At 34.3% G+C, this 25,511-nt stretch carries 25 protein-coding genes and 1 tRNA gene; 17 read left to right on the forward strand and 9 right to left on the reverse strand.

What is annotated here, in order from left to right:
- The first annotated feature begins 86 nt into the window (after positions 1 to 86).
- Entirely contained in the window at positions 87 to 1,328 is a 1,242-nt protein-coding gene (locus ACJJVN_RS09295) for an ABC transporter permease (protein ID WP_104514960.1), read from the forward strand.
- On the forward strand, positions 1,321 to 1,854 hold the full coding sequence (locus tag ACJJVN_RS09300; RefSeq protein WP_405377905.1) for a methylated-DNA--[protein]-cysteine S-methyltransferase: 534 nt from the start codon (positions 1,321 to 1,323) through the stop codon (positions 1,852 to 1,854). The genes ACJJVN_RS09295 and ACJJVN_RS09300 overlap by 8 nt, the downstream gene beginning before the upstream one ends.
- A 4-nt stretch (positions 1,855 to 1,858) precedes the next feature.
- Here the strand turns inward: ACJJVN_RS09300 and ACJJVN_RS09305 are convergent, their stop codons facing one another.
- Positions 1,859 to 2,461 carry an alkylphosphonate utilization protein gene (locus ACJJVN_RS09305; RefSeq protein ID WP_104514962.1) on the reverse strand — a complete coding sequence of 201 codons (603 nt, stop codon included), beginning with the start codon at positions 2,459 to 2,461 and terminating at the stop codon, positions 1,859 to 1,861.
- A 254-nt stretch (positions 2,462 to 2,715) separates the two neighbouring features.
- On the opposite strand from ACJJVN_RS09305, the gene ACJJVN_RS09310 reads away from it, so the two are divergent.
- Positions 2,716 to 3,891: a hypothetical protein gene (locus tag ACJJVN_RS09310; RefSeq protein WP_146080371.1), complete on the forward strand. Its 1,176-nt coding sequence runs from the start codon at positions 2,716 to 2,718 to the stop codon at positions 3,889 to 3,891.
- Positions 3,892 to 3,974: 83 nt separating this feature from the next.
- Here ACJJVN_RS09310 and ACJJVN_RS09315 read toward each other — a convergent pair whose 3' ends face one another.
- From ACJJVN_RS09315 to aroC, 6 genes are all read right to left on the reverse strand, one after another.
- On the reverse strand, positions 3,975 to 4,808 hold the full coding sequence (locus tag ACJJVN_RS09315) for an N-formylglutamate amidohydrolase (RefSeq protein ID WP_405377906.1): 834 nt from the start codon (positions 4,806 to 4,808) through the stop codon (positions 3,975 to 3,977).
- Between the two features lie 214 nt (positions 4,809 to 5,022).
- Positions 5,023 to 5,901, reverse strand: coding sequence for a hypothetical protein (locus ACJJVN_RS09320; protein ID WP_405377907.1), 879 nt, complete (start codon positions 5,899 to 5,901; stop codon positions 5,023 to 5,025).
- A complete protein-coding gene (locus tag ACJJVN_RS09325) occupies positions 5,901 to 7,739 on the reverse strand; it encodes a hypothetical protein (RefSeq protein ID WP_405377908.1) in 1,839 nt (612 codons plus the stop codon). The genes ACJJVN_RS09320 and ACJJVN_RS09325 overlap by 1 nt, the downstream gene beginning before the upstream one ends.
- A 103-nt stretch (positions 7,740 to 7,842) precedes the next feature.
- Complete coding sequence (locus tag ACJJVN_RS09330) at positions 7,843 to 9,294, reverse strand: dicarboxylate/amino acid:cation symporter (RefSeq protein ID WP_405377909.1); 1,452 nt, start codon at positions 9,292 to 9,294, stop codon at positions 7,843 to 7,845.
- Between the two features lie 90 nt (positions 9,295 to 9,384).
- Positions 9,385 to 9,897 (reverse strand): hypothetical protein, encoded by a 513-nt coding sequence (locus ACJJVN_RS09335; protein WP_405377910.1) that lies wholly within the window; start codon positions 9,895 to 9,897, stop codon positions 9,385 to 9,387.
- A 1-nt stretch (position 9,898) separates the two neighbouring features.
- Positions 9,899 to 10,963: a chorismate synthase gene (gene aroC, locus ACJJVN_RS09340; RefSeq protein ID WP_405377911.1), complete on the reverse strand. Its 1,065-nt coding sequence runs from the start codon at positions 10,961 to 10,963 to the stop codon at positions 9,899 to 9,901.
- A gap of 71 nt (positions 10,964 to 11,034) precedes the next feature.
- Between aroC and ACJJVN_RS09345 the strand changes: the two genes are divergently transcribed.
- The 3 genes from ACJJVN_RS09345 (at position 11,035) to ACJJVN_RS09355 (ending at position 13,174) form a co-directional block, all read left to right on the forward strand.
- Positions 11,035 to 11,805 (forward strand): tetratricopeptide repeat protein, encoded by a 771-nt coding sequence (locus ACJJVN_RS09345; protein WP_405377912.1) that lies wholly within the window; start codon positions 11,035 to 11,037, stop codon positions 11,803 to 11,805.
- 110 nt (positions 11,806 to 11,915) lie between these two features.
- Complete coding sequence (locus tag ACJJVN_RS09350; RefSeq protein WP_405377913.1) at positions 11,916 to 12,380, forward strand: energy transducer TonB; 465 nt, start codon at positions 11,916 to 11,918, stop codon at positions 12,378 to 12,380.
- A 2-nt stretch (positions 12,381 to 12,382) separates the two neighbouring features.
- Positions 12,383 to 13,174, forward strand: a complete 792-nt coding sequence (locus ACJJVN_RS09355; protein WP_405377914.1) for a chorismate synthase — start codon at positions 12,383 to 12,385, stop codon at positions 13,172 to 13,174.
- Positions 13,175 to 13,310: 136 nt separating this feature from the next.
- Here ACJJVN_RS09355 and ACJJVN_RS09360 read toward each other — a convergent pair.
- Positions 13,311 to 13,384: transfer RNA gene (locus ACJJVN_RS09360), tRNA-Arg, on the reverse strand.
- A 131-nt stretch (positions 13,385 to 13,515) separates the two neighbouring features.
- On the opposite strand from ACJJVN_RS09360, the gene ACJJVN_RS09365 reads away from it, so the two are divergent.
- The 3 genes from ACJJVN_RS09365 (at position 13,516) to ACJJVN_RS09375 (ending at position 15,423) form a co-directional block, all read left to right on the forward strand.
- Positions 13,516 to 14,403 carry a phosphatase PAP2 family protein gene (locus tag ACJJVN_RS09365; protein ID WP_405368696.1) on the forward strand — a complete coding sequence of 296 codons (888 nt, stop codon included), beginning with the start codon at positions 13,516 to 13,518 and terminating at the stop codon, positions 14,401 to 14,403.
- A gap of 65 nt (positions 14,404 to 14,468) precedes the next feature.
- Entirely contained in the window at positions 14,469 to 15,068 is a 600-nt protein-coding gene (folE, locus tag ACJJVN_RS09370; protein WP_104514974.1) for a GTP cyclohydrolase I FolE, read from the forward strand.
- 52 nt (positions 15,069 to 15,120) lie between these two features.
- On the forward strand, positions 15,121 to 15,423 hold the full coding sequence (locus ACJJVN_RS09375; protein ID WP_104514975.1) for a hypothetical protein: 303 nt from the start codon (positions 15,121 to 15,123) through the stop codon (positions 15,421 to 15,423).
- Positions 15,424 to 15,454: 31 nt separating this feature from the next.
- On the opposite strand, the gene msrA is transcribed toward ACJJVN_RS09375, so the two are convergent.
- Positions 15,455 to 15,982, reverse strand: a complete 528-nt coding sequence (gene msrA / locus ACJJVN_RS09380) for a peptide-methionine (S)-S-oxide reductase MsrA (RefSeq protein WP_405368698.1) — start codon at positions 15,980 to 15,982, stop codon at positions 15,455 to 15,457.
- Between the two features lie 113 nt (positions 15,983 to 16,095).
- Here msrA and ACJJVN_RS09385 point away from each other — a divergent pair, with 113 nt between their 5' ends.
- The 8 genes from ACJJVN_RS09385 to ACJJVN_RS09420 all read left to right on the forward strand — a co-directional run bounded on the left by ACJJVN_RS09385 (position 16,096) and on the right by ACJJVN_RS09420 (position 25,506).
- Positions 16,096 to 18,549: a DUF5916 domain-containing protein gene (locus ACJJVN_RS09385; RefSeq protein WP_405377915.1), complete on the forward strand. Its 2,454-nt coding sequence runs from the start codon at positions 16,096 to 16,098 to the stop codon at positions 18,547 to 18,549.
- Between the two features lie 20 nt (positions 18,550 to 18,569).
- Positions 18,570 to 19,229: an ABC transporter ATP-binding protein gene (locus ACJJVN_RS09390; RefSeq protein ID WP_405377916.1), complete on the forward strand. Its 660-nt coding sequence runs from the start codon at positions 18,570 to 18,572 to the stop codon at positions 19,227 to 19,229.
- A complete protein-coding gene (locus ACJJVN_RS09395; protein ID WP_405377917.1) occupies positions 19,230 to 19,997 on the forward strand; it encodes a TIGR02757 family protein in 768 nt (255 codons plus the stop codon).
- A 74-nt stretch (positions 19,998 to 20,071) separates the two neighbouring features.
- Positions 20,072 to 21,274 carry an ATP-binding protein gene (locus ACJJVN_RS09400; protein WP_405377918.1) on the forward strand — a complete coding sequence of 401 codons (1,203 nt, stop codon included), beginning with the start codon at positions 20,072 to 20,074 and terminating at the stop codon, positions 21,272 to 21,274.
- A 48-nt stretch (positions 21,275 to 21,322) separates the two neighbouring features.
- A complete protein-coding gene (locus ACJJVN_RS09405; RefSeq protein ID WP_405377919.1) occupies positions 21,323 to 23,224 on the forward strand; it encodes a vWA domain-containing protein in 1,902 nt (633 codons plus the stop codon).
- Positions 23,221 to 24,471: a dihydroorotase gene (locus tag ACJJVN_RS09410; protein WP_405377920.1), complete on the forward strand. Its 1,251-nt coding sequence runs from the start codon at positions 23,221 to 23,223 to the stop codon at positions 24,469 to 24,471. The genes ACJJVN_RS09405 and ACJJVN_RS09410 overlap by 4 nt, the downstream gene beginning before the upstream one ends.
- Positions 24,464 to 24,826, forward strand: coding sequence for a hypothetical protein (locus ACJJVN_RS09415; protein ID WP_104514983.1), 363 nt, complete (start codon positions 24,464 to 24,466; stop codon positions 24,824 to 24,826). Before ACJJVN_RS09410 ends, ACJJVN_RS09415 begins: the two co-directional genes overlap by 8 nt.
- Before the next feature lie 5 nt (positions 24,827 to 24,831).
- Complete coding sequence (locus tag ACJJVN_RS09420) at positions 24,832 to 25,506, forward strand: alpha/beta hydrolase (protein WP_405377921.1); 675 nt, start codon at positions 24,832 to 24,834, stop codon at positions 25,504 to 25,506.
- Positions 25,507 to 25,511: the final 5 nt, after the last annotated feature.

A 25,511-nucleotide genomic window follows, 5' to 3' on the forward strand; every position in this document is an offset into this window, starting at 1 on the left:
CATGCTTGTTCATAAACTAATTTTAATAAAAAGATAATTTATACCTAGATCTTGTAACTTTCTATCGATTTATAAGTCTTACTTCCATGTTAGGATTACTACGCCAAAATATAAGCATCGCACAACAGAGCATTAAAGGTCAGTTGTTGCGTACCATACTTACCATTATCATTATAGCCATAGGTATAACTGCCCTAGTAGGTATACTTAGTTCTGTAAATGCATTATCCTCTACCCTTTCCAATGGATTTTCTGGAATAGGGACTAATACGTTTTACATACAGCGGTATGCACAAACTTTTCAACGACGTGGTGGTAACAAGCGTACTGTTGTTAATCCTATTATAACTTATAGAGAGGTTAAGGAATTTGAAGAATTATATGATCCAGCTTATACACAGGTAGGACTTTCTTTTCAGGCCACTAGCGCTGCAGAGGTAAAAAGTGAAGATCGTAAAACAAAACCTAACGTAATCGTTGCAGGCGTTAACGAGCATTATGCAGAAAATGCAGGGATTAAACTAGGAGAAGGACGTATGTTCTCTTCTCTAGATATTAAAAACAAATCAAAAGTCTGTATCATAGGTAGTGATATGGAAGAAGAACTTTTTCAAGGTTTTAACCCTATAGGTAAGACATTAAGTATAAGAGGTAATAAATTTACTGTAGTAGGTATACTAGAAGCAAAGGGTTCTACCTTTGGTAACAATGTTGATTTACGTGTATTAATACCTATCGATGTTGCCCGTGGTATTTACACCTCTCCTAACATTAATTATGATTTAAGTGTTAAGGTGTTTGATCAGAATCTTATGGATACTGCAAAGGATCAGGCTCTTGTTCTTATGCGTAATATTAGAGGTCTATCTCCTGTAGAGTCTACTAACTTTGGTGTTATACAAAGTGACCAATTAATGAGTCAGTTAGATGATCTAAAAGGTATTTTAAATTTTGCCGCTATTATAATAAGTGTCATTACCATCTTTGGCTCTTCTATTGCATTAATGAATATCATGCTGGTTTCTGTAACAGAGCGTACCAGGGAAATAGGTGTAAGAAAAGCTCTAGGTGCAAAACGTAGTACCATCTCATGGCAATTTTTTATTGAGACCTTTTTAATAAGTCAGTATGGTAGCTTTTTAGGTATTTTACTAGGTATGTTAATAGGTTTTCTAGTCTCTTCTGGATTTGAAATACCGTTTGAAATACCGTGGAGTGCGATTATTGCAGCAACCATAGTATCTATTGCCATAGCTATAGCATCTGGTCTTATACCTGCTATTAAAGCTGCAAGACTTGACCCTATCGAGTCATTGCGTTATGAATAACATTATTACAACCTATTATAAATCTCCTGTAGGTGAATTAATTTTAGGCGTCTATAAAGATCAATTGTGCCTAGCAGACTGGCGCTACAGAAAACAACGTCATCAGATAGACACTCGTATTCAAAGTATTTTAAACTCTAACTATAAAGAAGGGCAACACTCACTTCTAGATATTACTATAAAACAATTAGACCTCTATTTTAAAGGCGATCTTCAAATATTTGATATACCGCTTTTACTTCTCGGTACAGATTTTCAAAAAATGGTATGGAAATCACTACAGACTATTCCTTATGGAGAGACTTGTAGTTATGTTACGCTTTCGCGAAAGCTAAATAATGAAAAAGCTATACGAGCAGTAGCTGGTGCAAATGGAGCAAATGCCATATCTATAATTATACCATGTCACCGCATTATAGGTGCCGATGGATCGTTAACTGGGTATGCTGGTGGATTACCTGCCAAAAAAAAACTCCTTCACATGGAAGGAGTTGATTTATCAAATGGGCAACAAAGCCTATTTTAATTTTCTAATCTTCCTTAGAAGTTTTCTTTACAAATTGCGTTAATAAAACCACTTGTGTAGGCCCTACCTTACCTTCTATCTGGTTTGCGTTATCATGCACTAAAGAGATATTACGTACCGCTGTACCTCGCTTTGCGATAAGACTAGAACCTTTAACCGGTAAATCTTTAATGATTACGATACTATCACCTCTTTGAAGAATATTACCATTTACATCTTTATGAATGATTTTAGGACCACGGTGTATACCATCCTCGGCCCATTGTTTAGTACTGTCTTCTAGATACATCATATCAATAAGGTCTACAGGCCATCCATGAGGTCTTAATTGATCTAACATACGGTAAACAACTACTTGTACAGCAGGTACTGGACTCCACATAGAATCATTAAGCGCTCGCCAGTGATTTGCGTCTACTAGAGATTCATCTTCTAGTTGTGTTCTACAAGTCTCACAAGCTAGAATAGCTGTGTCTTTAACATTCTTAGGAGAATCTGGTACTTGATAAGTATCGAGGTTAACCTTTACTTCTAGTGTATCTGTTGCAGCACAAAGCTCACAAGCGTTTCCTGATCGGTCTTCTAACTGTTTACGTAAATCTGACATAGCTATTTTTTGGTGTTTGCAATATTACATATTCTCTGAGAGGTACACCTATTTATAGTAAGGTTAATTACCTTGTTTTTAATCTTAATATACATGAAATAGTACTGACTTTGTAGGCTCTTAAAAAATGAGACGATAAAATACCTTTTAATAGGTAATCCTTAATAACTCCCTTTTTAATATATTTAAATTTTAAAACATCAAATAGAAAGTTCTTAAATGCGTTTTAAGAAATGAAAACCAAATTTATTCCCATGCAAAAATTGTTATCGCTCTTACTATTTTGTACCATTACTTTTACCGCACAAGCCCAAGACGACACTATTTCTGAACAGATTAAAACAGAAAGAGATGTTGAACTCAATAAACTACAGAAAGAATTAAATAACAATCAATTCAAAATTACCAATTTAACCGAGCAATTATCGCAAATAAGTGGTAAACAATATGGTCGCAAATTAGACTTGCAAGAACAGATACAAAAGGAACTAGATAACCGAATTAAAATACTAGAAGAAAGTCCTAAAGTAAAGATTAAATCTAACGGACAACTTGCTTTTACTGAACTTATCAAAATTCAAAAAGATATACAACCTGCAAAGTTATATTTATCCTCAAATGGGTTTTATACCAAACTAGGTAAATTTGATAACCTACAAGGCTACTCAGAATTTACAGCATGGAAGTCTGAGTATGATAAATGGTATGTAAAGAAAAAAGGAGACAACGCTACACTCGATTTTATTAATAGAACCGTCTCTTTGATAAGTGATTCTACTAATGACATCCCACTTTTTGGTTCTATTTCACAGTCGGTAACCTCTGGAATCACATTAATTTTATCACAGTTAAAAGGTAGAGACAAAGACCTTATAGAAAAAACACCGAGAGTTTTAATGCTCTTAAACTCTATTGGTCAATTTGAATCTGAAAAATCTATACTCGACAATGAATGGAAAACTATAGACAGCGAGTTAAAAGAATTACAGTCAGAATATGAAGCGCTAGTAGATAAGCAAATTGCTTTTTACAATATAGATAGAACTAAGTACAAGACTTTCCTAACAGCCACTCTAGACTCAGATATCGATGCTTTTAAGTTGTACAGTAGAGATAAAATATTATTGAAATTAAATACCTTAGAAAACGGCAATAATCAAAACTGGATGGGTAATGTAGAAACTTACATGTACCAGGTACAATCTATAAGAATACGTTTTGGAGAGCTTACTGGTCGCATGCTCAATAATATTGAGAAGTATGAAAAGCTATTTGTTAAATTCTCTAATGAAGATAATTTCTCCAAAGAATTTGTAAAAAGAGCCAAAGAATTAAGAGAGGACTTAAAACTTGTAAAAGAAAATTTCATCTTACAATTTAAGCCTACTAAATACATTGAAGACTCTGCAGTGATGTATATTAAGAGATAAGATATACGTACTTATTGCATTATTTGTGGTAATTCCGCTTTCGCGAAAGCGGAACAGTAAAACAACTTCTCGTTATTTAAATATTAATAAGCATCATGTCTATCATAAAAACGATGGGCATGAGCTTTTATATAATATTTGAAAAGATCTTGTATAGAATGCACCACTTCTGGATAAATTTTTCCGGACGTTTCATTACAGTAAATTTTTGCCACATGTGTCGTTAATACTAAAGAATTTAATGAATTTGCAGTTACGTATCTCGAGAAGTAACCATTTCCTTCAAAAACATCGTTTATCTTACACACTACTTTTTGATCTATAGGTAACGACATTCCATCTAAAATATCCTGCCATTGCGTTATAGCGGTGCCATATTTTTCTTTATCGACATTACTAGTACCTATGTTAAAAACAGGCACTACTCTATCCCATCTCTTATAATTATAAGAATGTAAATCATAAAAAACCGTACTCCCGAATAGTTCTTCTAGCTTTACCATAAGGGTGAGCACTACTTTATAAAAATTATCATGTTTACGGATGGATCTATCATGTTGATCTGAATTTAACGGTTTTCTCCAAACATTTTTTCCCCAAGCTGTTTCATAAATAGCATCTTGTGGGTGTCTGTTTAAGTCATACTCAAATCTACTATCTAGAGCTATTAAAGTTATAGGTAAACCAGCTATCATCTGCCCAGTACTAGGGTCTTCTTCATACCAGCGCTCCTGAATATTGAGTAAGCAATTATCTCTCAAATCTTGTGAAAAATGATGGCCGTTATTAATCGCAGCACAAGCATATGGTACGTAGTCATCTATCTTTATTGAAAAAGAATAATCATCTACTACGGCATGGAATATTTCTTCGTTTTCAATTCGTTCTATGATTTCAAGAATAGATAATTTAACCATGTAATGAGATGCTATGAGGGTTTTAAATATACATTAACTAATAAGTGGTCTCACTTTTACAAAAAAGCAACAGACCGATAAATAATGATATAAGTAAAATTAACCCTTTTAAGGATTTGTTTTCATAAGATGCATTAAATCTAAGAAGGAATTAACATAATTCATGAATAATCATTTCTTTCTCATAAAATACGATTAGAAAAAAGAATTTGGGTTAATTACCTAATACTTCTATGTTGTCTATGTAAAAGAATTCATCACCAGCCCAATTTTGAAATTGAACTCTTATCACTAAAGAAGAACCACTTAAACCGGTAAAAACAACGGTGTCATTTGGGAAATATGGAGCACTACCAGCACCACCGCTTAAATAATAAGGTAGCAATGTATGATTTGCATTACCATTACCGTTAAAGTCAGTTATGGTAACAAAAGGACCATTATCTACTGAATAAGATACGTTGACATAGTCATTTACCATATTGGTATCGTCAGTTGCATGTAGAGAGGGATTATATTCTAGTGTACCTGATCCACTAATGTCTAGGCTAAAAGAAATATTTGAATACCCAGTAATATCTATAGACTGCGTATCAAATTGTATAGGTCCATTAGTATCATTTGCTTCTAAAACACCAGATTGAGTTTCTACATAATCTGATGACGCTAGGCTCCCCAAAACATCATTGAGAATCCATTTAGACACTGACGAAGGATAATCACCTGAACCACCAGAACTATTAATACCTGTGCCATCTACATAACTTTCAAAGTCTTCAGAATAAAGTATGACTGGGTCTAAATTTAAACAGTTGATTTTTTGCCACACATTTTGAATTCCGTCATAAATTTCTAAACAACGAACTCCACTAGGGTACGTCACAAAAAGTAGAGTACCTTCTGACTCAATAGTCGTTAAAACTAAACTTTTCTGTGCTTCTAGTATGCTCGGAATTAACAAACCGCCAAAATTGATGGTGTTATTACTATCAATATCTAAGACAGTTGAAGGGTGAGGTGAATCTGTATTCACTCCAACCTGAGCTGAGATTATGAAAGGTATAAGGATAAAAAGAGTTTTAAAATATTTCATTATTGATAAAGTCTAAAGTTATCAAAAGCGGCAAGGTCACTACCACCATTAAATCTACCGTACATAACAACACTAAAGGTGGTCACTGTCGCAGGAATATTAACAGTAATCGTTCCTTGTAAGTCAGTATCACAACCAGCGCAAATATTTATCTCACCCTGACTTACTCCATCATAAAATAACTCGTAGCCATATCGGTCTGCTCCAGCGTTTAAATCTTGTGATTCATAATCAAAACTAAAAATAGGATTAATTGCGCCAGAAACATCTACATCTGCAAATGTTAATGTATGTAGAAAACTACCACCTCCATTAGTATTATCAAGGTCCCGCATACCCCAGAAATTATTATTTAAAGTAGATATAGAGGTCATAGAATTTACAATATCCCAGACATCCTCACCCACATGATATGCAGTAGGAGAAACGGTGTATCCCCAATTAACATTAGAGTCAAAATCTTGATTCATTTCCACAAATAATGGTATCTCATCATCAATTATTGTAAATGTAGTAGAAGCATTAGTGCCTATCTCTGCACTTATTCCTCCACTTATATTTTGTAAATCTAAGATTACAGTTTCATCTCCCTCTGACAATAAATCATTAGTAATAAAAAAATCAACTTGTTGAGAGCTAGAACTACCAGCAGGAAAGATTAAGGTTATAGGAAAGGTCAATGACGTACCTAGTCCATCAGTATCATAATCAGTACCGTTAACAGCAGTTGAAGATCCATTTAAAACAACCTCTACTGATGTAGCTGTCATACTAGACGGATTTATTATATCCACATCTATAGAACCTACAAGTCCGTCTTCAGTCTCAGAATAAGCAATACTATTAAATTGAACCTGAGTAGCACTATCGTCATCGTTCATTGTAATAGTATGAGATGCATTAGTACCTATTATCGTATTAATTCCTCCTGACTGATTCTGCATATCAAGAATCAAAATTTCATCTATAGCATTTTCATCATCTGCATAGGAGTATACATCAAAGCTTATCGTTGTTGCACCTGCTGGTACAGTAACCGTAAAAGGATAAGAAGTTACAGTATTGCTATTATTATCTATGTCATAATCGACACCTAATATACCTATCGTACTACTAGAATTAAGGTTCAGTTCTACAACAGTATCAACAGAAGGACTTGGGTTTATTACATTTATAGTAATAGTAGTGACATCATCTTCTAACAAATTAGTAGATACAGATGCAAAATCAATTTCTGTCTGTTTAAATTCAATCTCTCTATAATCACTTAACGTTTCTACACCAGGACTAGCTCCAGAACTTGCATAAGGAGTAACACCTAAAGCGATAAAGAAACCACCATCTGCAGCTACAGTTGTATAATTAAGACTAGTAGCACCAACTATAGCAACCTGATTAGTTCCACTCACGTCATCTGCACGATACCATTGAAAGACAGAACCTGATTCTGAATCATTTTCTCCATCACTATAAGAATAACTACCATTTAAACTTTCTCCTACTTCTAAAACTCCTGTATAATCAACACTCGATGCTTCTGGCACTTCATTCATACAGTACCAATTCATCCATTGACTTCTTGTTTCATCAAATATCTGAACGCAACGTATGTTTCCATCCTTAAGATATATCATCAAACCGTCAGGTATAGGTGTTGCTATAGTTGCTCTTTGAGCGATGGTAACAGTCGGTAATTTTAAACCTCCATAAACACCACTTTCTATTTCAGAATTAATATCTAGAACAGCGGCTGGATCTGGAGTTGCGGTACCTATTCCTACCTGTGCCATTAATAAATGAGACAGTAATAAGGTACTAATTAGTATTAATCTATTCATTCTATGCGCTTTAAGAACTATAAATATAGCTTTTAAAACTCAATAATACATGAACTATATGTTACCTTATTAATAAATAATTAACAGAGCGTTAACAAAATCACTAAGAGGATACTTCGTCTAGATGATCATCCCAATCTTTTACTTTAGGTTTACCAAATTTACCAAGTGACTTTGCTACTACTGACGCGACTGTTGCGTCACCAGTGACATTTACTGTTGTACGCAACATGTCAAGAGGTCTATCTACTGCAAAAATTAATGCTAAAGCAACTGGTAATAAGTCGCTAGGGAAATCAATTGATTCTAGCACGATTACTAACATAACCATTCCAGCACCTGGTACGGCAGCACTACCTATAGAAGCTAGCAAGGCAGTTAAGACAATTGTTAACTGTGCACTCAAAGATAGATCAATACCCAAGGCCTGACACACAAATACGGCTGCAACTGCCTGATAAAGACTCGTACCATCCATATTAATGGTGGCTCCTACCGGTAGCACAAAACTAGCAACCTCTTTCTCCACACCCATATGCTCTTCTACACGTTCCATAGTAACTGGTAATGTAGCCGCGCTCGAACTAGTTGAAAAGGCAAGTAATTGTGCTGGTGCAATTTGTTTTAAGAACCACAATGGAGATTTTTTAACGTAAAGCGCAAAAATCACACAGTAAACCACTATCATTAATACTAGACCAGCCACTACAGTAAGTGCATAATAAAGTAAAGCAAGAAGCACCTCTGGATCATCTGACGTTACTACTACTGTCGCTAATAATGCAAATACAGCAAATGGAGCAAAAAGCATGATAAGATCTACCATTTTAAGAACAACATCATTTAAACTATCAAAAAAGTCTTTTAATGGTTGTGCTCTTTTCTCTCCTATTAATAGCATAGAAATCCCTAAGAATATTGCAAAGAAAATTACTTGCAACATGAGACTATTGTTAGACATCGCAGCAACGGCATTGCTAGGTACCATATCAACCAGCGCTTGCAATGGTCCAGCATCTTTTTGAGCTGCAGCAGTCGCTAGTTTTCCTTGAATATTTGAATTGCCCTCATACGTAGCACTCAGATTGTCTATAGTTTGTTGAGAAATTCCTTCTCCTGGTTCAAAAACGTTTACTAACACAAGACCTATAGAAATAGCTATTACCGTGGTTGCAATATATATAACCACAGTACGCAATCCCATATTACGGAATTTTGCAATATCCTTAAGGTCGGATATTCCTTTTATAAGAGATGCCAGAATTAATGGTACAGCTATTAATTTAAGAAGGTTGACAAAGATTTTACCAAAAGGCTCTATCCAACGACTAACAAAATGACGTGCATTAGAAATATAAACATCTTTAGCTGGTATAATAGATTCTGTAGTAATAATTTTACCATCAACGATACTATTCTTAATATCTACCTTTGAGGCAATAGTTTTAACAAAAATTTCTTCTTGTCCCCAACCTAGTTGCATAAGAATAAACCCAAATGCGATTCCGAGAATCATTCCTATTAATATCTGCCAGTGTAATGCTAATTTCTTCATGTAAAGACGTCTTCTTTTTTTCTATGTGGTGTAATATACTTAAAGTTTTTGTGGTGTTTCCGCTTTCGCGAAAGCGAAACTAAAACTATCTTAATCTAACAATTTGATTATCTGCTTTCTAAGCAAAATAACGAGTAGTCCTATGAGTAAATAAAAAATATCATAGGTAATGTCATAAGTGACTGATCCTGAATAAAAGTCGTTTAAATATAAATCGTTAGTGCTGTGGGAAACATCACTTTGAAACTTTTTAAACATCCAATGCAAGAAATCTGGAAGTACATCAATGATATTCATCATTCCCAAAGTGAACAAAATCACTTCAAATATTTTTTCTGTTTTCACAGCTCCTAGTGTGATCTGTGTAGTATCAAAACCTTTATCCAATTTTAAAACAGTTATAAGCTGGTCTACAAACACAAAAAAAACAAAGTAAATAGCTATACTGACTAACAATAAGGATGCAGCCATTAATAAAATACTCATTGTGTTTTCACTTTCTATAATAGGAAATACTAATGAAAACAAACTGATAAACACGTAGAATAAACTTACTACCCCTATACTTTTAAATACTAATCTAAATAAATCTCGTACCGACATATTAAATTTTTGATGTACGTGCTCTCAAAAAATGATCTGCAAGAACTAAGGCTGCCATAGCTTCTACGATAACTACAGCTCTAGGCACCACACATGGGTCGTGCCTACCTTTACCTTGCATCTCTACTATATCACCATTAGAATTAATGGTTTCTTGTGATTGCATTATAGTTGCTACTGGTTTAAAAGCTACTCTAAAATAGATGTCCATACCGTTAGAAATACCACCTTGTATACCACCACTTAAATTAGTTTTGGTCGTACCGTCTGTGTTATATAGATCGTTATGCTCACTACCTTTCATTTTTGCACCGCAAAAACCACTACCGTACTCAAAACCTTTTACCGCATTTATGGATAGCATCGCTTTTCCTATATCTGCATGTAGTTTATCAAAGGCTGGTTCTCCTAATCCTGCCGGTACTCCTTGCACAACGCAAGTTATAGTACCACCTATGGTATCTCCTTCTTTTCTTATTTGGAGTATTCTTTCTTCCATAGCTTTTGCAGTAACTGGGTCTGCACAGCGTACGATATTGTTTTCAATTTCTGAGAAGTCAAGTGCTTGATAAGGTTTATCAATAAAAATATCACCTACACTACTAGTGAACGCAGTCACTTTAATTTGTGAAAGCATTTGTTTTGCGATAGCACCTGCTACTACTCTACTAGCCGTTTCTCTAGCGCTGCTGCGACCACCACCGCGATAATCACGATGTCCATATTTATCTTCATACACCTTATCTGCATGACTAGGTCTAAAAGTATCTTTTATATGGGAATAGTCTTTTGACTTTTGGTTCTCATTTACAATCTGAAAACCTATAGGAGTTCCTGTAGTTTTCCCTTCAAATATTCCCGAATAAAACTGCACCGTATCGCTTTCTTTGCGTTGTGTAACAATTTTACTTTGTCCTGGTTTGCGTCTATCTAGATCGTATTGAATTGCTTCTAGATCTATATCTATTCCTGCTGGGCAACCATCTATAACACCACCTATTGCAGCGCCATGTGATTCTCCATATGTTGTAACGGTAAAGTTTTTACCAAAGGTATTTCCTGCCATGTGAGCAAATATAATGCATCAATAGCATTAGCTTTGTAGGTAACATTCAATTTTACATGTAAAATATCTTTATGAAAAACATTCTATTTATAATTGTCGCTGCGATACTTCTACTACCGTCTTGTAAATCTAAAAAAGTAGCAACAGTAAATGAGGTTGTAATTTCTAATTATTCAAAGGCAAAAATAGCTTTATCTTCAGGAGAAATTGATTTAGGTACAGATCTTATAGACAAAGCCATTCAAGATAATGATCCAACAGAATTAGAAGAATTGTATTACCTAAGAGGTTTTATCTTACACGCTTATGGTAAAACTGAAGACGCTAGAACTTATTATCAAAAGGTTTTAGACATGAATACCACTTATTCCTCTTACTCTAAAAAAGCACAAATACTTCTAGAACTAACTTATGAAGAAGAAGCTTATAAAAAATCAAAGATGGAAGAAGATGAAAAAGAAAGCATCCATGATGATAAACCTATAAATATTAAAGATTTTCAAGTGATAGAAAAACAACCTAGGTTTGAAAGTTGTCCAGATACTACAAATACAGAAATTCAACGATGTACTAATCGCACATTACAAAGACACATAAGTAGGAATTATGACAGTTCTATAGGAAAACAATTTGGAGTCCAAAAAAGAACAAGAACCTATGTACTATACTCGGTTAATGAAGAAGGTATAATATCACACGTAAGAGCACGAGGTTCTAACAAATTCTTAGCTTTGGAAGCAAAAAGAGTCGTTTATAGTATCCCTAAAATGATACCTGGTTTACAAAAAGGAGAACCTGTGTCGGTGCCATATAGCATACCAGTGACCTACGCACCTTATTAATTAAGATAAACAGTTAATAAATTAGGATAAAAACCACATGAAATAAAAGCTACACTACTTTTAACTTAATGCTTGCTAAATCTAATATATTTGAAAAAAAATAATAGAAAATGAAAAAAATACTTATAATCGCAACGCTTCTAGTAGGATCAATAGGTTATGCTCAAAGCTCATCCTTAGAAGCATTATCGATCGACAACGTTGATCAAGCACCATTATTTGATAACTGTAAAATAGAAGATTCTAAAAACTGTTTTTCAACTAGCATTACAAGTTTTATCAATAAAAACATTAATAAAGATCTTGCTAAACAAAGTAACCTTTTAGGAAAGCAACGAGTTGTATCTCAATTTTCAATAAATGAAGAAGGTCGTATAGAAGGTATTTCTTCTGTGTCTACTCAAGACATTTTGAAAAAAGAAATGAGTCGTGTTTTAAATATGTTGCCTACTTTAAAGCCTGCTATGAAAAATGGTAAAGCAGTAACGGTAAGTTATAGTGTACCAGTAGAGTTTGCTTCAAAACTAGACTTCCCCATCTCAGCTCCTAATCCTAATAAAATTCAAAACAACTAATTATGTTCAACAAAATCCTATTTGCTTTTTGCTTAATAGCTTTCATATCATGTGATTCTAGCGATGATAATGACGGCAACATGACTAACACAGACTTTAATTATTTTCCACTGTCTGTTACAAATACATGGGATTTTGAAATAACAACAGGTACAGACACACCTTCTAACGAATCCCTTACGGTAGAGACAGTCTCTGGTACAGAGTTCACACTTACATCAGATCCCACTGATCCTGCAGGATTCATGACACGTATTTTAAGTGGTGGAGCTTTAAAGGATGAAAACGGTACTTTAATAGGTAATGGAAACATTGACTTCGGCTTACAAGGTTTAAGTAATTTTAATGTAGCTATTGTAAATGGTACCTTATATGATCAAAATGCAAACGTTAACACTGAGCTGTTCTCAACAACTGGTACTACCTCACAAACAGTAGATGTTTATGATCTAGATATCACGTATCAAGTTAGAACTGTACAACAGGCAGATGTAGCTCAAATGGTAGTAGAAGGTGTTACTTATAGAGATATTATACACTCACAACTTATTATCAACGCAACAATATCTACAGATGTAACAATAGGTAATTTTACTCAACAAGTACCTTTATTAGATCCTCAAGACGTTATAGTTGTAGATAATTACTGGTCAAAGGACATAGGTTTAATAAAATCAGATAATCAACTAGATTATGAATTAAGAGATTATTCAACTTTAGGTCTTACGTTACCAGTACCACAAAGTGCTAGTATTTTAACAACTCAAAATTTAACGACTTACACAGTTCAATAAATCAGTTAATTTTTATAGAAAAGTGCTTTTGTCGATAAAAGACAAAAGCACTTTTTTTATGCTTTATAAGAAAAGATTAAGTAGGAAATTGATATAAAGCAAAAAACGTCCTTACAATTAAGTAAGAACGTTTTTGTGAGCCCGATAGGATTCGAACCTATGACCGCCTCCTTAGAAGGGAGGTGCTCTATCCAGCTGAGCTACGAGCCCTAATGCTTAAATTATCTCTAAGCGGTTGCAAATATAATACTATTTTATAAAGTGCAACAATAAAAATGAAAAATAAAAATGACTTAATTCGCATAGGTTAATAACTACTTGAATTACTTAATTTTGCATCTATGAATTTTTTGAAAAATATTTTTACGTTAGTGCTATTATTGGCTGTTTCCAGTCTTTATTCGCAAAATTTCAAGCCAGATTCTTATACAGCTGTAGATGTAGAAGAAATGAATACATGGCAATTACTTAAATACGATGGTCTTAATGCACTTAATGGTGTTGGCTACTCCTATCTGAGACCTTTTAATTGGCAAAAAAATGACTTCTATAGAGCTGGAGCCACTGGATTATTAGTTGGTGGTCTTTATACATTTGATAATGAGTCCAGCGATTATTTTAGAAGACAAGAAAAGGATGTACCAGAATTAATCAAAGATTTTGGTTGGTATTTTGGTAGTCCGCAAAACAATTATGGTGTTACTGCTGGTATTTATGCTTACGGATTAATAACTAAAGACCCAGAATGGAGACGTACTGGTGTCTTAATGATATCTAGCGCAACAGCTGGTGGACTTTTACAACAAATATTAAAGACATTAACAGGAAGAGCTAGACCAGAAACTGATCTAGGGAGAAATGAATTTAGACCATTTTCAGGAGAGTCTGGTTTTAGATCATTTCCATCTGGACACACTGTACTTGCATTTACCACAGCTTATGCCCTAGCAAAACATTTTGATAACCCATTTGTAAAAGCTGGTATTTATACGGTAGGTCTCATATCGCCAGTATCTAGATTATGGGCAGGAGCACACTTTTTAACAGACGTAGTTCTTAGTATGGCTATTACTATAGCTACTGTAGAAGCTGTAGACAGGTACTTAGATACTAGAAATGGTTATGGTGAGAAAAGGTACGGTACAGGTAAAACTGGCCAGAATCCAAAAAAAATGGTGTTTAACATAACAGCCACAACAAACACTTTAGGTGTAACTTTAAATTTTTAAACGTTTAACATCTCAATTATTTAGTTAAACGATTTTGGATTAACTTTGAATCATATATTAATATTATGGCGCCATATAGAGTTTTTGAAGAGTATAACATTAAGATCACCGAAGAGATTCAGGACAAGTATCGCGACGTTATTAAAGAAATAGGAGAAGATGTAACTCGAGAAGGGCTTGTTAAAACTCCAGAAAGAGCTGCCAAAGCAATGCAGTTTCTAACGTCTGGTTATGATATAGACCCAGCTGAAATCCTTAAAGGAGCTATGTTTGCAGAGGATTACAACGACATGGTAATAATTAAAGATATAGAGTTATATTCTTTATGCGAGCACCACATGCTGCCTTTCTTTGGTAAAGCACACATCGCTTATATACCTAATGGACATATCGTAGGGCTTTCTAAGATACCTCGTATAGTAGACGTGTTTGCACGTAGATTACAAGTTCAAGAAAGACTTACTCACGACATATTAGAGTGCATAGATAAAACATTAAAGCCGCAAGGTGTTGCTGTAGTTATAGAAGCTTCTCATATGTGTATGATGATGCGCGGCGTACAAAAACAAAACAGCGTTACCACCACTAGTGGTTTCAGAGGCCAATTTGAAAAAGTAGAAACACGTAGCGAGTTTATGAACCTAATTAGCTCAAAATTACACTAAAACCTCTTTTTGGAACGTTATTTGACTATACACTAGTATTAAATTCAAATATATGTTTCAATCAAAACGTTCAAAATTAATTGCTAGTATTGTATTAGACCTAATTGGTATGGCATCTGTACCACTAGGGTTTACTGAAATACTGGATTTAGGTTGGGCACCCATTGCAGGTTATTTAATGACCAAATTATATCCAGGTAAATCTGGAGTAACAGCTGGGGTACTTACAACCATAGAAGAATTAATGCCAGGTATGGACGTGATTCCATCATTTACCATAATGTGGTGTTATACTTACCTGATCAAATCAGGTGTAGAAAAAGAAGAAAATGTCATAGATGTAGATCATTCATAATAAAAAAGCTCCATAAAGGAGCTTTTTTATTTTACACTGCGAGCTCTTTAAAGCCATCCATTAATTTCTTAATCTTAGGATCTATAATCACCTGACAGTATCGTTGATCACGATTATTATTGTAATAATCATTATGCCCTTCTTCGGCTAGATAAAACTCAGTTGCAGGTGCTATTTCAGTAACAATAGGATCGTCAAATGTAGAAGATGCATCGAGTTCTCTAACCAGCTCTTTAGCTATTTTCTCTTGCTCTTCATTTACATATAGAATAGCACTTCTATATTGTGTACCTACATCATATTGTTGCCTATTTAAAGTAGTAGGATCATGAGTAGCCATAAATACTTGTAATAATTCTTTAAATGAAACTATATCATTGTTATAAGTTATTTCAATAGCCTCTGCATGACCAGTTCTTCCTTGCATCACCTCTCTATATGGAGGGTTTTTAATAAAACCACCACAAAAACCAGATCGCACCTGCTCCACTCCTTTCACTCTTTGAAAAACGGCTTCGGTACACCAAAAACATCCACCTGCTAAAATCGCTTTTTCCATCATCCTTTTTTTATTTACAATTTACAACCGAGAGCTCAATTTTTACTTTAATTAACAAGTCTTTAATGAATTCATTTTTTGTAGTCCTTAGATTTGCTTTTTGTTTAAATTTTATGAGTAAAATTCATTATTTTTTCTTTGCAATCCTTTTTTGTTCCGCTTTCGCGAAAGCGCAATCATCTACAGCAACCTCAGACTCTCTAGTAGTTAAGAGAAAAACGTACCATGCCACAAGAGTTACAACTACACCTGTTATTGATGGGAATCCATTTGAAAGTTTTTGGGACCCTATTCCTGTAGGAAATAATTTTATAATGACAGAACCTACTAATGGTTTAAAGGAAAGAGATACTCATAAGACAGAGTTTAAAATAGCCTACGATGATAACGCTTTATATGTTGCTGGCTTTTTATATGATAATGATGCACAAAATATTGCGAGACAGTTCTCTCAAAGAGATGATGTAAACGCACAAGCAGACCTTTTTGGATTCTTTATAAATACCTATAACAATCAGATTAACCAGACTAGGTTTTATGCAACTAGTGCAAACGCTCTAGGTGATGCCATTGCCGAGGGAGATCGTGAGGATTTTAGTTACAACGTAGTTTTTCAATCAGAAACGAGTATTAATGAACGTGGATGGTATGTAGAAATGAAAATCCCTTATCGCACCCTACGTTTTCCAGAGGTAGATATTCAAAACTGGAGTTTTCAAATATTTAGAAAAATACGTTCTATTAATGAAGAATACACTTATAACTTTCTAGACATAACAAAAGGTGTAGGCACACAATATGATGCTTTACTTACTGGTGTAGAAAAAATCGATCCGCCGTTGAGGTTAAACTTGTATCCTTATGCTTCTATTATTCACGATAATTTTGATGGTAATTCTACCACAGAATACAGCGCAGGAATGGACCTTAAATACGGTATAAATGATGCCTTTACCCTAGATGCGACACTTATCCCTGACTTTGGACAGGTTGCGTTTGATCAGGTAAGGCTTAATTTAGGACCATTTGAACAAGCCTTTGGGGAGAACAGAGCATTTTTTAATGAAGGTACAGACCTTTTTAATAAAGGAGGTATATTTTTCTCACGTAGAATAGGAAAAAGACCTAGTGGATCTGGCAATCTAAATTTACAAGAAGATGAGTCTGTGGTTGAAAACCCTAGTAAAGCACAATTGCTTAACGCTATTAAAATTACGGGAAGAACTAAAGGTAGACTAGGTGTAGGTTTTCTAAATGCCATTACCGAAAAAACTGAAGCCATAGTAAACAACGATCTCGACGGTACTACTCGTAAAGTGGTAACAGAGGCGCTTACTAACTATAACATGTTAGTACTGGACCAACAGTTCAGTGCAAATAGCTCTATCTCTCTAGCTAATGCGAGCACCATAAGAAATGGAAGTTTTACTGATGCAAACGTGACCGCTATTGTTTTAAATCACAACGATAAAAAAGCAGCAAATAATTATGGTACTGAGTTAAAAATGAGCAATCGTTTTACACCTACCGGAACAGATACAGGTTATCAAGCTCAGGCTACATGGGAACGCACAACTGGTAAATGGAGACCCTTTTTAGGTTATTATTATACCGGTAAAAACTGGGATCCTAACGACCTAGGTATAAACTTTGAAACCAACTCTAGCATTTTTGCAGGAAATCTAGATTACGTTCAATTTACCCCACAAGGTATTTTTAACAGATATGAATTAAGAACGAGAGTTAGACACCGTAGACAGGCCAGTCCAGATTTACATTTAAACAGTCAGCTTACCTTTAACCCTTTCTTTTTCACACGTGAGCGTCTTGCCTTCGGTGCTACATTTGATATTACAACTAGAAATTTAAATCAATTTGAATCTAGAATTCCAGATCAAATTGTTCGTTATAATTCTTCTTACTACACAAGCGGTTTTATCTCTACAGATTACCGTAAGAAACTCGCACTAGACATGAGCATATCTAGATTTAAAAGATTTAACGACCTAGAACACAGCTATGATTTTGATCTAAGCCCTAGGTATAGATTCTCTGACAAATTTTTACTTATCTATAATTTTAATTGGGATAAGAGCGATAATAGATTAAGCTATGTAACCATAGATAACGATCAGGCCATAATGAGTAGAAGAAACACACACTCTGTGGAAAATAGAATTTCAGGGACGTATAACTTTAATAACAAGCAAGCATTGAGTCTTTCTTTTAGAAATTTCTGGTCTAAGGCTAGATTTAATCGTGATTTTCTAGAACTACAATCAGATGGTACAAGTGAAGAAAGCGATTATGCTCTAGACGAAGGTGTGAATCCAGATGCAAATTTTAATATTTGGAATCTAGATTTATCCTATTCTTGGAGATTTGCACCTGGTAGTGAAGCTACATTATTATACCGCAATAGTATCTTTAATCAAAATGATCAAGGAACCATTTCTTATCAAGAAAGTCTAGACGATTTATTAAAGCAACCTACTAGAAATAATGTATCGTTGAGAGTTACGTATTTCTTAGACTTTAATAATGCAAAAAAATGGTTTAAAGCATAAAAATCCATTACTTTGTACTTATGATTAAAGCAACACAGATTTATAAAAGTTTTGGAGATTTACAAGTATTAAAAGGTGTAGATCTAGAGATAAAAACAGGAGAGATAGCTAGTGTTGTAGGTAGCTCTGGTGCAGGTAAAACAACACTACTGCACATATTAGGAACACTAGAACAACCAGATTTTAAACCAGGTAGTAGCCTAGAAATAGACGGCACTGACATTATAAAATTAAAAGGAAAACAACTCAGTAAATTTAGAAATAATTCTCTAGGCTTTATATTTCAATTTCATCAATTATTACCGGAGTTTACGGCATTGGAGAACGTATGCATTCCAGCATATATTGCAAATACCGATAAGGCTACCGCAGAGAAAAGAGCCAAAGAACTTCTATCCTATTTAAAACTATCTGATAGATTTAATCATAAACCTGGAGCACTTTCTGGTGGTGAACAACAACGCGTGGCAGTAGCTAGAGCATTGATCAATAATCCTAAAGTTATTTTTGCAGACGAGCCTACAGGTAATCTAGACAGTGCAACTGCAAATGATCTTCACCAACTCATATTTCAACTGAGAGAAGAATTTAATCAGACTTTTGTAATCGTCACACATAACGATGAACTTGCAAACCTTGCAGATCGTAAACTAGTAATGAGCGATGGTAAATTTTTATAAATGAATCGTAAAGAACTTAAAGAATTTCTAGATATAAAAGTAGAGCAATACAACACGCCAGATTTTATACCGCACGATCCTATTCAAATTCCTCATCTTTTTACCGATAAGAAAGATATAGAAATTGCTGGCTTTTTAGTCGCTACCATCGCATGGGGAAATCGTAAATCCATAATCAACAATTCTAACAAATTGATGGAATTGATGGAACATTCTCCAGCAGATTTTATAAAGAATCATGAAGAAAATGATCTCGATAGGTTTGATGGTTTTGTCCACCGCACTTTTAATAGTGAGGACTGCAAGACCTTTATGCGATCTCTACAACATATTGAGAGTAAGTATGATGGTTTAGAGCACGCTTTCGCGAAAGCGTATCTAGAACAAAACAATTTACAAAAAGCCATCTCACAATTTAAAACCATCTTCTTTGAGGTAGATCATTTGCAACGTACACAAAAACACGTGAGTGATCCCATGAAAAATAGCAGTGCAAAAAGGATCAACATGTACCTGAGATGGATGGTGAGAAAAGATAATGCAGGTGTTGATTTTGGGATCTGGAATTCTATACCTATGAGCGCACTTTCATTACCACTAGATGTACACACTGGTAATGTAGCTCGTAAACTCAAGTTATTGAAACGCAAACAAAACGACGCAAAATCTGTCGCAGAGTTAGATAAAGTATTGCGCAAGTTTGATCCAGTAGATCCTATAAAATATGATTTTGCATTATTCGGCCTAGGAGCATTTAAAGAATTGTAGGAAAAAAGAATTTATTTTCATCATATTTTTAATTAATAAGACTAACTTTGATGGAATCTGTTTAATCTAATCATATGGTAACTGCTCCTTTACATCCTAAAGAGGATGAACGTATTGCATATTTGGAGTCGTTTCATATAGAAACAGATCGTGAAAAAGTACTGGACGAATTAACCGAACTAGCCTGTAAACTTACTAAGGTACCTAAAAGCCTTATCTCTATAGTAGATAAAAACGAGGTGTGGTTTAAATCACAAAATGGTTTAAAATTAGACAGTACTCCTAGAGAATTAAGTTTCTGCTCTCATGCCACAAGTATGGATGACGATAACTTTTTTTACATAGAAGACGCTAGTAAACATAAAGATTTTAAAGACCATCCTTATGTTAATGTAGAAAATGGAGTTAAATTTTATGCCGGTGTACAACTTAAAGATAGCAACAACTTACCACTAGGTACTGTTTGCGTTCTAGATGATAAACCTCATAGTCTAGATGATTCTCAAAAACAGTCCTTAATCATGATAGCAGATCTGGTTATGAGACAGCTAGAACTCAACAAACGCAATACTGATCTCTCAGAAAAAACTCGATTATTAGAAGAGAATAACGAGATGCTTAGAAATTTTGCTCACGTAGTTTCTCACGACATGAAAATGCCACTTGCAAATATGATACTTACTAGTGATGTGATGTCTCATAAATATAGCGATATTTTAGATGCAGATGGTAAGCGATATTTGAAAACGATAAAAGACTCTGCTTTTTCTATGAGTCATTATGTAGATAATATATTGAGCCATTATGAAAGTGATCAACTAGCTATAGAAGAAAAAGATCAATTTGATATTTACTCCATTATTGAAAAAGTAGAAGAGTTGCTAGGTCGTAAAGATGATATTCAAATAGTATTTCCAGAAGATAATCTGGTTATATATAGTAATAGTGCTGCCATAGAACAAATACTTCTTAATCTTATAGGCAACAGTATTAAGTACAACAACAGTGACCTTATAAAAATTCAAATTCTAGCTACAGAAACGCCTAAATATTATCGTGTTGCTGTAAAGGATAACGGTATAGGGATTCCTAAGGATAAGCAAAAAGACATCTTTAAATTATTCACTACTCTTAATAAAACAGACCGTAGTGGTAAAAAAGGTAATGGTATAGGGCTTTCTACTGTTAAATTACTAGTCGATAAACTAGGCGGTGTTATTAAATGTGATTCTCAAATTAACTGTGGAACTACCTTTATATTTACCGTAAGAAAATAGAGGCTTTTTTAAGCAAAGGCAGTATCTTTGATATTGCAATTTCTATAGATGTTATTTAAAAACCCAATAATTCTTTACGGCCTATTTTTTCTAATAGTTCCTATTATTGTTCATCTTTTTCAACTGAGAAAATTCAGTAAAGTCTCTTTTACTAATGTTGCTTTTCTTAAACCGCTTATTTCTCAGACTAGAAAAAGTCGTCAACTTAAAAAATGGCTTACTTTACTAGCTAGATGTGCTGCTGTTGCTTGTATAGTTATAGCATTTGCCCAACCTTTTTTACCTGGTAGTAAAACTGCTACTCAAGAAAAACAGACTGCTATCTACCTAGATAACTCCTACTCCATGCAGTTAAATGGAAAAAATGGAGAGTTATATAAAAATGCAACCAGCCAGTTATTAGAAAAATTACCTGCAGACAAAGTCTTTACACTTTTTACTAATGATAAGGTATTTGCACATACTAACAGACAGCAAATTACTAACGAGTTGCTTAGTAACAACTACTCTAGCACTGTCCTTTCATTTGATCAAATACAGCTTAAGGCTGCTTCTTTACTAGACGATAAAAACGCGGTCAAGGAAATAATTCTTATATCTGATTTTCAAAACAGTACGGCAACTGATTTTCCTGACACACTTAAAAATGTAAAAAGAGAACTGGTTAAATTAGAACCTCAAGAAATCAATAATATTTCTATAGACACTGCATTTATAGTTAGCCAGGCTAGTAACAGTATTAAAATACAAGTAGACCTTAGATCTAATTATAAAATAGAGCAACCAGTTACCGTATCTCTAGATAATAATAACATTCTACTAGCAAAAACATCTACCGTATTAGAAAATAATAAAGGGACGGTGATTTTTGAAATTGAAGCTAATGAGCCTATTACAGGAAGAATATATCTAGAAGATCAAGGTCTTAGCTATGACAACGAGCTTTTTATAAGTACAGGATCTAAAAAGAAAATCAAGGTATTGAGCATCAATGGTGCCGACTCTAATTTTTTAGACAGACTGTATAGTGATGAGCAATTTGATTACACCAGTGTTAAGGAAAGAGATATCAACTATAATTTAATTAAAGAACAGAACATCGTTATTCTCAATGAAGTAATCAATGTACCAGCTAGTCTAAGTAAAGAGATCAACTCATTAACTAACAAAGGTGGCTATCTAGTACTAATACCGTCAGATAAAGCAACGGCTAGTTATACTTCTATAGGTTTACCTGGTATAGAGTTTAATGAGATCTCCAAAAAAATAACCACCATTAATTTTAATCATCCATTATTTAAAGGTGTTTTTAATAAACGTATATCTAACTTTCAATATCCTAATGTAAATAGTGTACTAAAAAGTACTAACGCACTAGACCCTATTTTAAAGTATGGAGATGGCAGTAGCTTTTTATATAAAAATCAAAATACTTATGTATTTACTACTAGCTTAAATATAGAGAACAGTAATTTTCAAAACTCTCCACTTATTGTTCCTGTTTTTTACAACATGGCTATTAACGCGTTACCAGTCCCACAACTGTACTATGAACTAGATAATAATAATGAGATTGCTATTAATACCGCTGTTAATCAAGATGATATTTTGAATCTTTCTAATGAGTCTACTCAAATCATACCTAGACAGCAAGCGTATGATAATTATGTTTTACTTACCGCTGGTAAAGAACTATCACTTTCTGGTAATTACAATGTGACGGTTAAAAATGAAAACATTTCTACCTTAAGTTTTAACACAGCTAGGGCAGAAAATCAACTAAAATATTACTCTGATGCAGATTTAGGTAACAACCTATCAGAATCTATAGACGATTTGCTGTATAAACTCAATCAAGAAGAGAATATTCTTTCCTTGTGGAAATACTTTGTTATGGGAGCATTATTCTTCCTTATTTGTGAACTATTGATTTTAAAGTTTGTAAAATGATATTACTAAAGAACGCTACAATTATAGACGCTACTTCTACCCTAAATGGTAAAAAGCGAGATGTCCTTATCAAAAATGGTAAGATTGAAAAGATAGCGTCGTCTATAGAAAATAGTGACGCAAAAATCATCCAAAAAGACAACCTACATCTTTCTATAGGATGGATTGATACCAGTGTAAGCTTAGGAGAACCAGGATTTGAAGAAAGACAGACACTCAAAAATGGTATCAAGGCTGCCGCTGCAGGTGGTTTTACAACTATAATGCTCAACCCAAACAATCAGCCTAATCCACAAGATCAATCTGGTGTCATGTATTTAAAGAATGTTACGGCAAATCAAGCAGTGAGTATATTGCCCGTAGGTTCTTTTACTCTACATCAAGATGGGGAACACCTTGCGGAATTGTATGATATGCAAAAAGCAGGAGCCGTTTCATTTTATGACTACAAACATGAGGTGACTAATGCAAATCTTCTTAAAGTAGGATTACAATACACTTCTTCTTTTAACGGTGTCGTACAGTCTTATCCTCAAAATAAAGACATTGCTGGAAAAGGAATGGTAAATGAAGACTTAGTAAGTACCAACCTAGGTCTCAAATCCATGCCCAGTCTAGCCGAAGAATTACAAATAGCCCGAGATTTGAGAATAGCAGCCTACACAAAAGGTAGATTGCACATCCCTACCGTAAGTACTACCGAAGGTTTAAAACTAATCAAGGAATATAAAAAGTCTTCTAAAAATGTAAGCTGTAGTGTTTCCATACATCATCTTACTTTATCCAGTAATGAATTAGAAAGCTTTGATGCTAACTTTAAATTACAACCACCACTAAGAGATGATAAAGAAGTAAAGCAACTACAGAAATTCCTTAATTCTGACGTGATAGATGTAGTGACCAGCGACCACATGCCGCTAACTATAGAACATAAAGATCTAGAATTTGATAGAGCAACTGCAGGTACAATTGGAATGGAAAGTGCCTTTGGCGCTTTAAATAACTTAATTGCTACAGATAAAGCTGTAGAATTACTAACTAACGGTTATGCGGTCTTTAATCAAGAAAGACCACAAATAGAAGAAGGACAGATAGCAAACCTTACTATTTTTGAGCCAGAAACGAGTTATACCTTTGAAAAAAGCAATATTGTTTCTACATCAAAAAACTCGGCTTTTTTAGGTAAAACTATGAAAGGAAAAGTAATAGGAATTATCAATAATAAAAAAGCCCTCTGGAATGAGTAAAAATCCACCAGCAAAAAATCTAGCGATACTAGCTTATGCCAGTGCTATATTTCTATACATTCATTTTATAGTATTCGTTGCCGTTTTCGGAATTGCCGTTATTCTTAATTACAATAAAGGAAATAAATTTGCCAGCTTTCACATAAGACAAATGTTCGGTATAGGAATTATTGCAGTAATCATTTCTGTATTTTCTGGAGCCATACCAGAAGACCAACTATTACTACCGTTAATTATCATAACCATGATGGTTTTACTAGCTCTATTAGGTCTAGTAAGCGCATTGCGCAATCAACAAGATTTATTACCATACATAGGAAAGTACTTCCAAGAATGGTTCAACTTTATTAAATAAAACCAGTGAATACTTCTCTTACTTTACAACATATCACACGTCCTGCACGCAAAGAAAACGCTCCTTTACTCCTACTACTTCATGGTTATGGTAGTAATGAAGAAGATCTATTCTCATTTGCGCCAGAGATAAGTGAAGATATTTTTATAGTATCTGCACGCGCACCATATGACATGCAACCACAAGGCGCCGCGTGGTATGCCATTAATTTTGATGCGGCAGGCGGCAAGTTTAGTGATAACGATCAGGCTAGAGAGAGCATGATGAAAATCAATACTTTTCTAGAAGAATTAAAAGCAACCTACTCTATCGACCCTAACAACATGAACGTGTTAGGCTTTAGTCAGGGTGCGATACTTTCTTATGGACTCAGCCTTTCCCAACCAGGTTTATTCCGCAATGTAGTAGCGATGAGTGGTTATATTAATGAAGATATTATTGCAGGTAGAGATGGATTAGGAGTACGCTTTCGCGAAAGCGAGATCAAAACCAACTATTTCATATCACATGGAACCGTAGATCAAGTTGTACCTTATGAATGGGCAAAAAAAGCACCATTGCTTATGGAGGAAATAGGTGCGGAATATGTTTTTAAAGACTACCCAATAGGTCACGGTGTTTCTAGAGATAATTTCTATGACATGAAGGAGTGGCTAGAGAAGAGAGTTTTAAGCTTATAATAGTA

This window comes from Nonlabens sp. Asnod3-A02, assembly GCF_045063755.1.
GTDB lineage: Bacteria > Bacteroidota > Bacteroidia > Flavobacteriales > Flavobacteriaceae > Nonlabens > Nonlabens xylanidelens.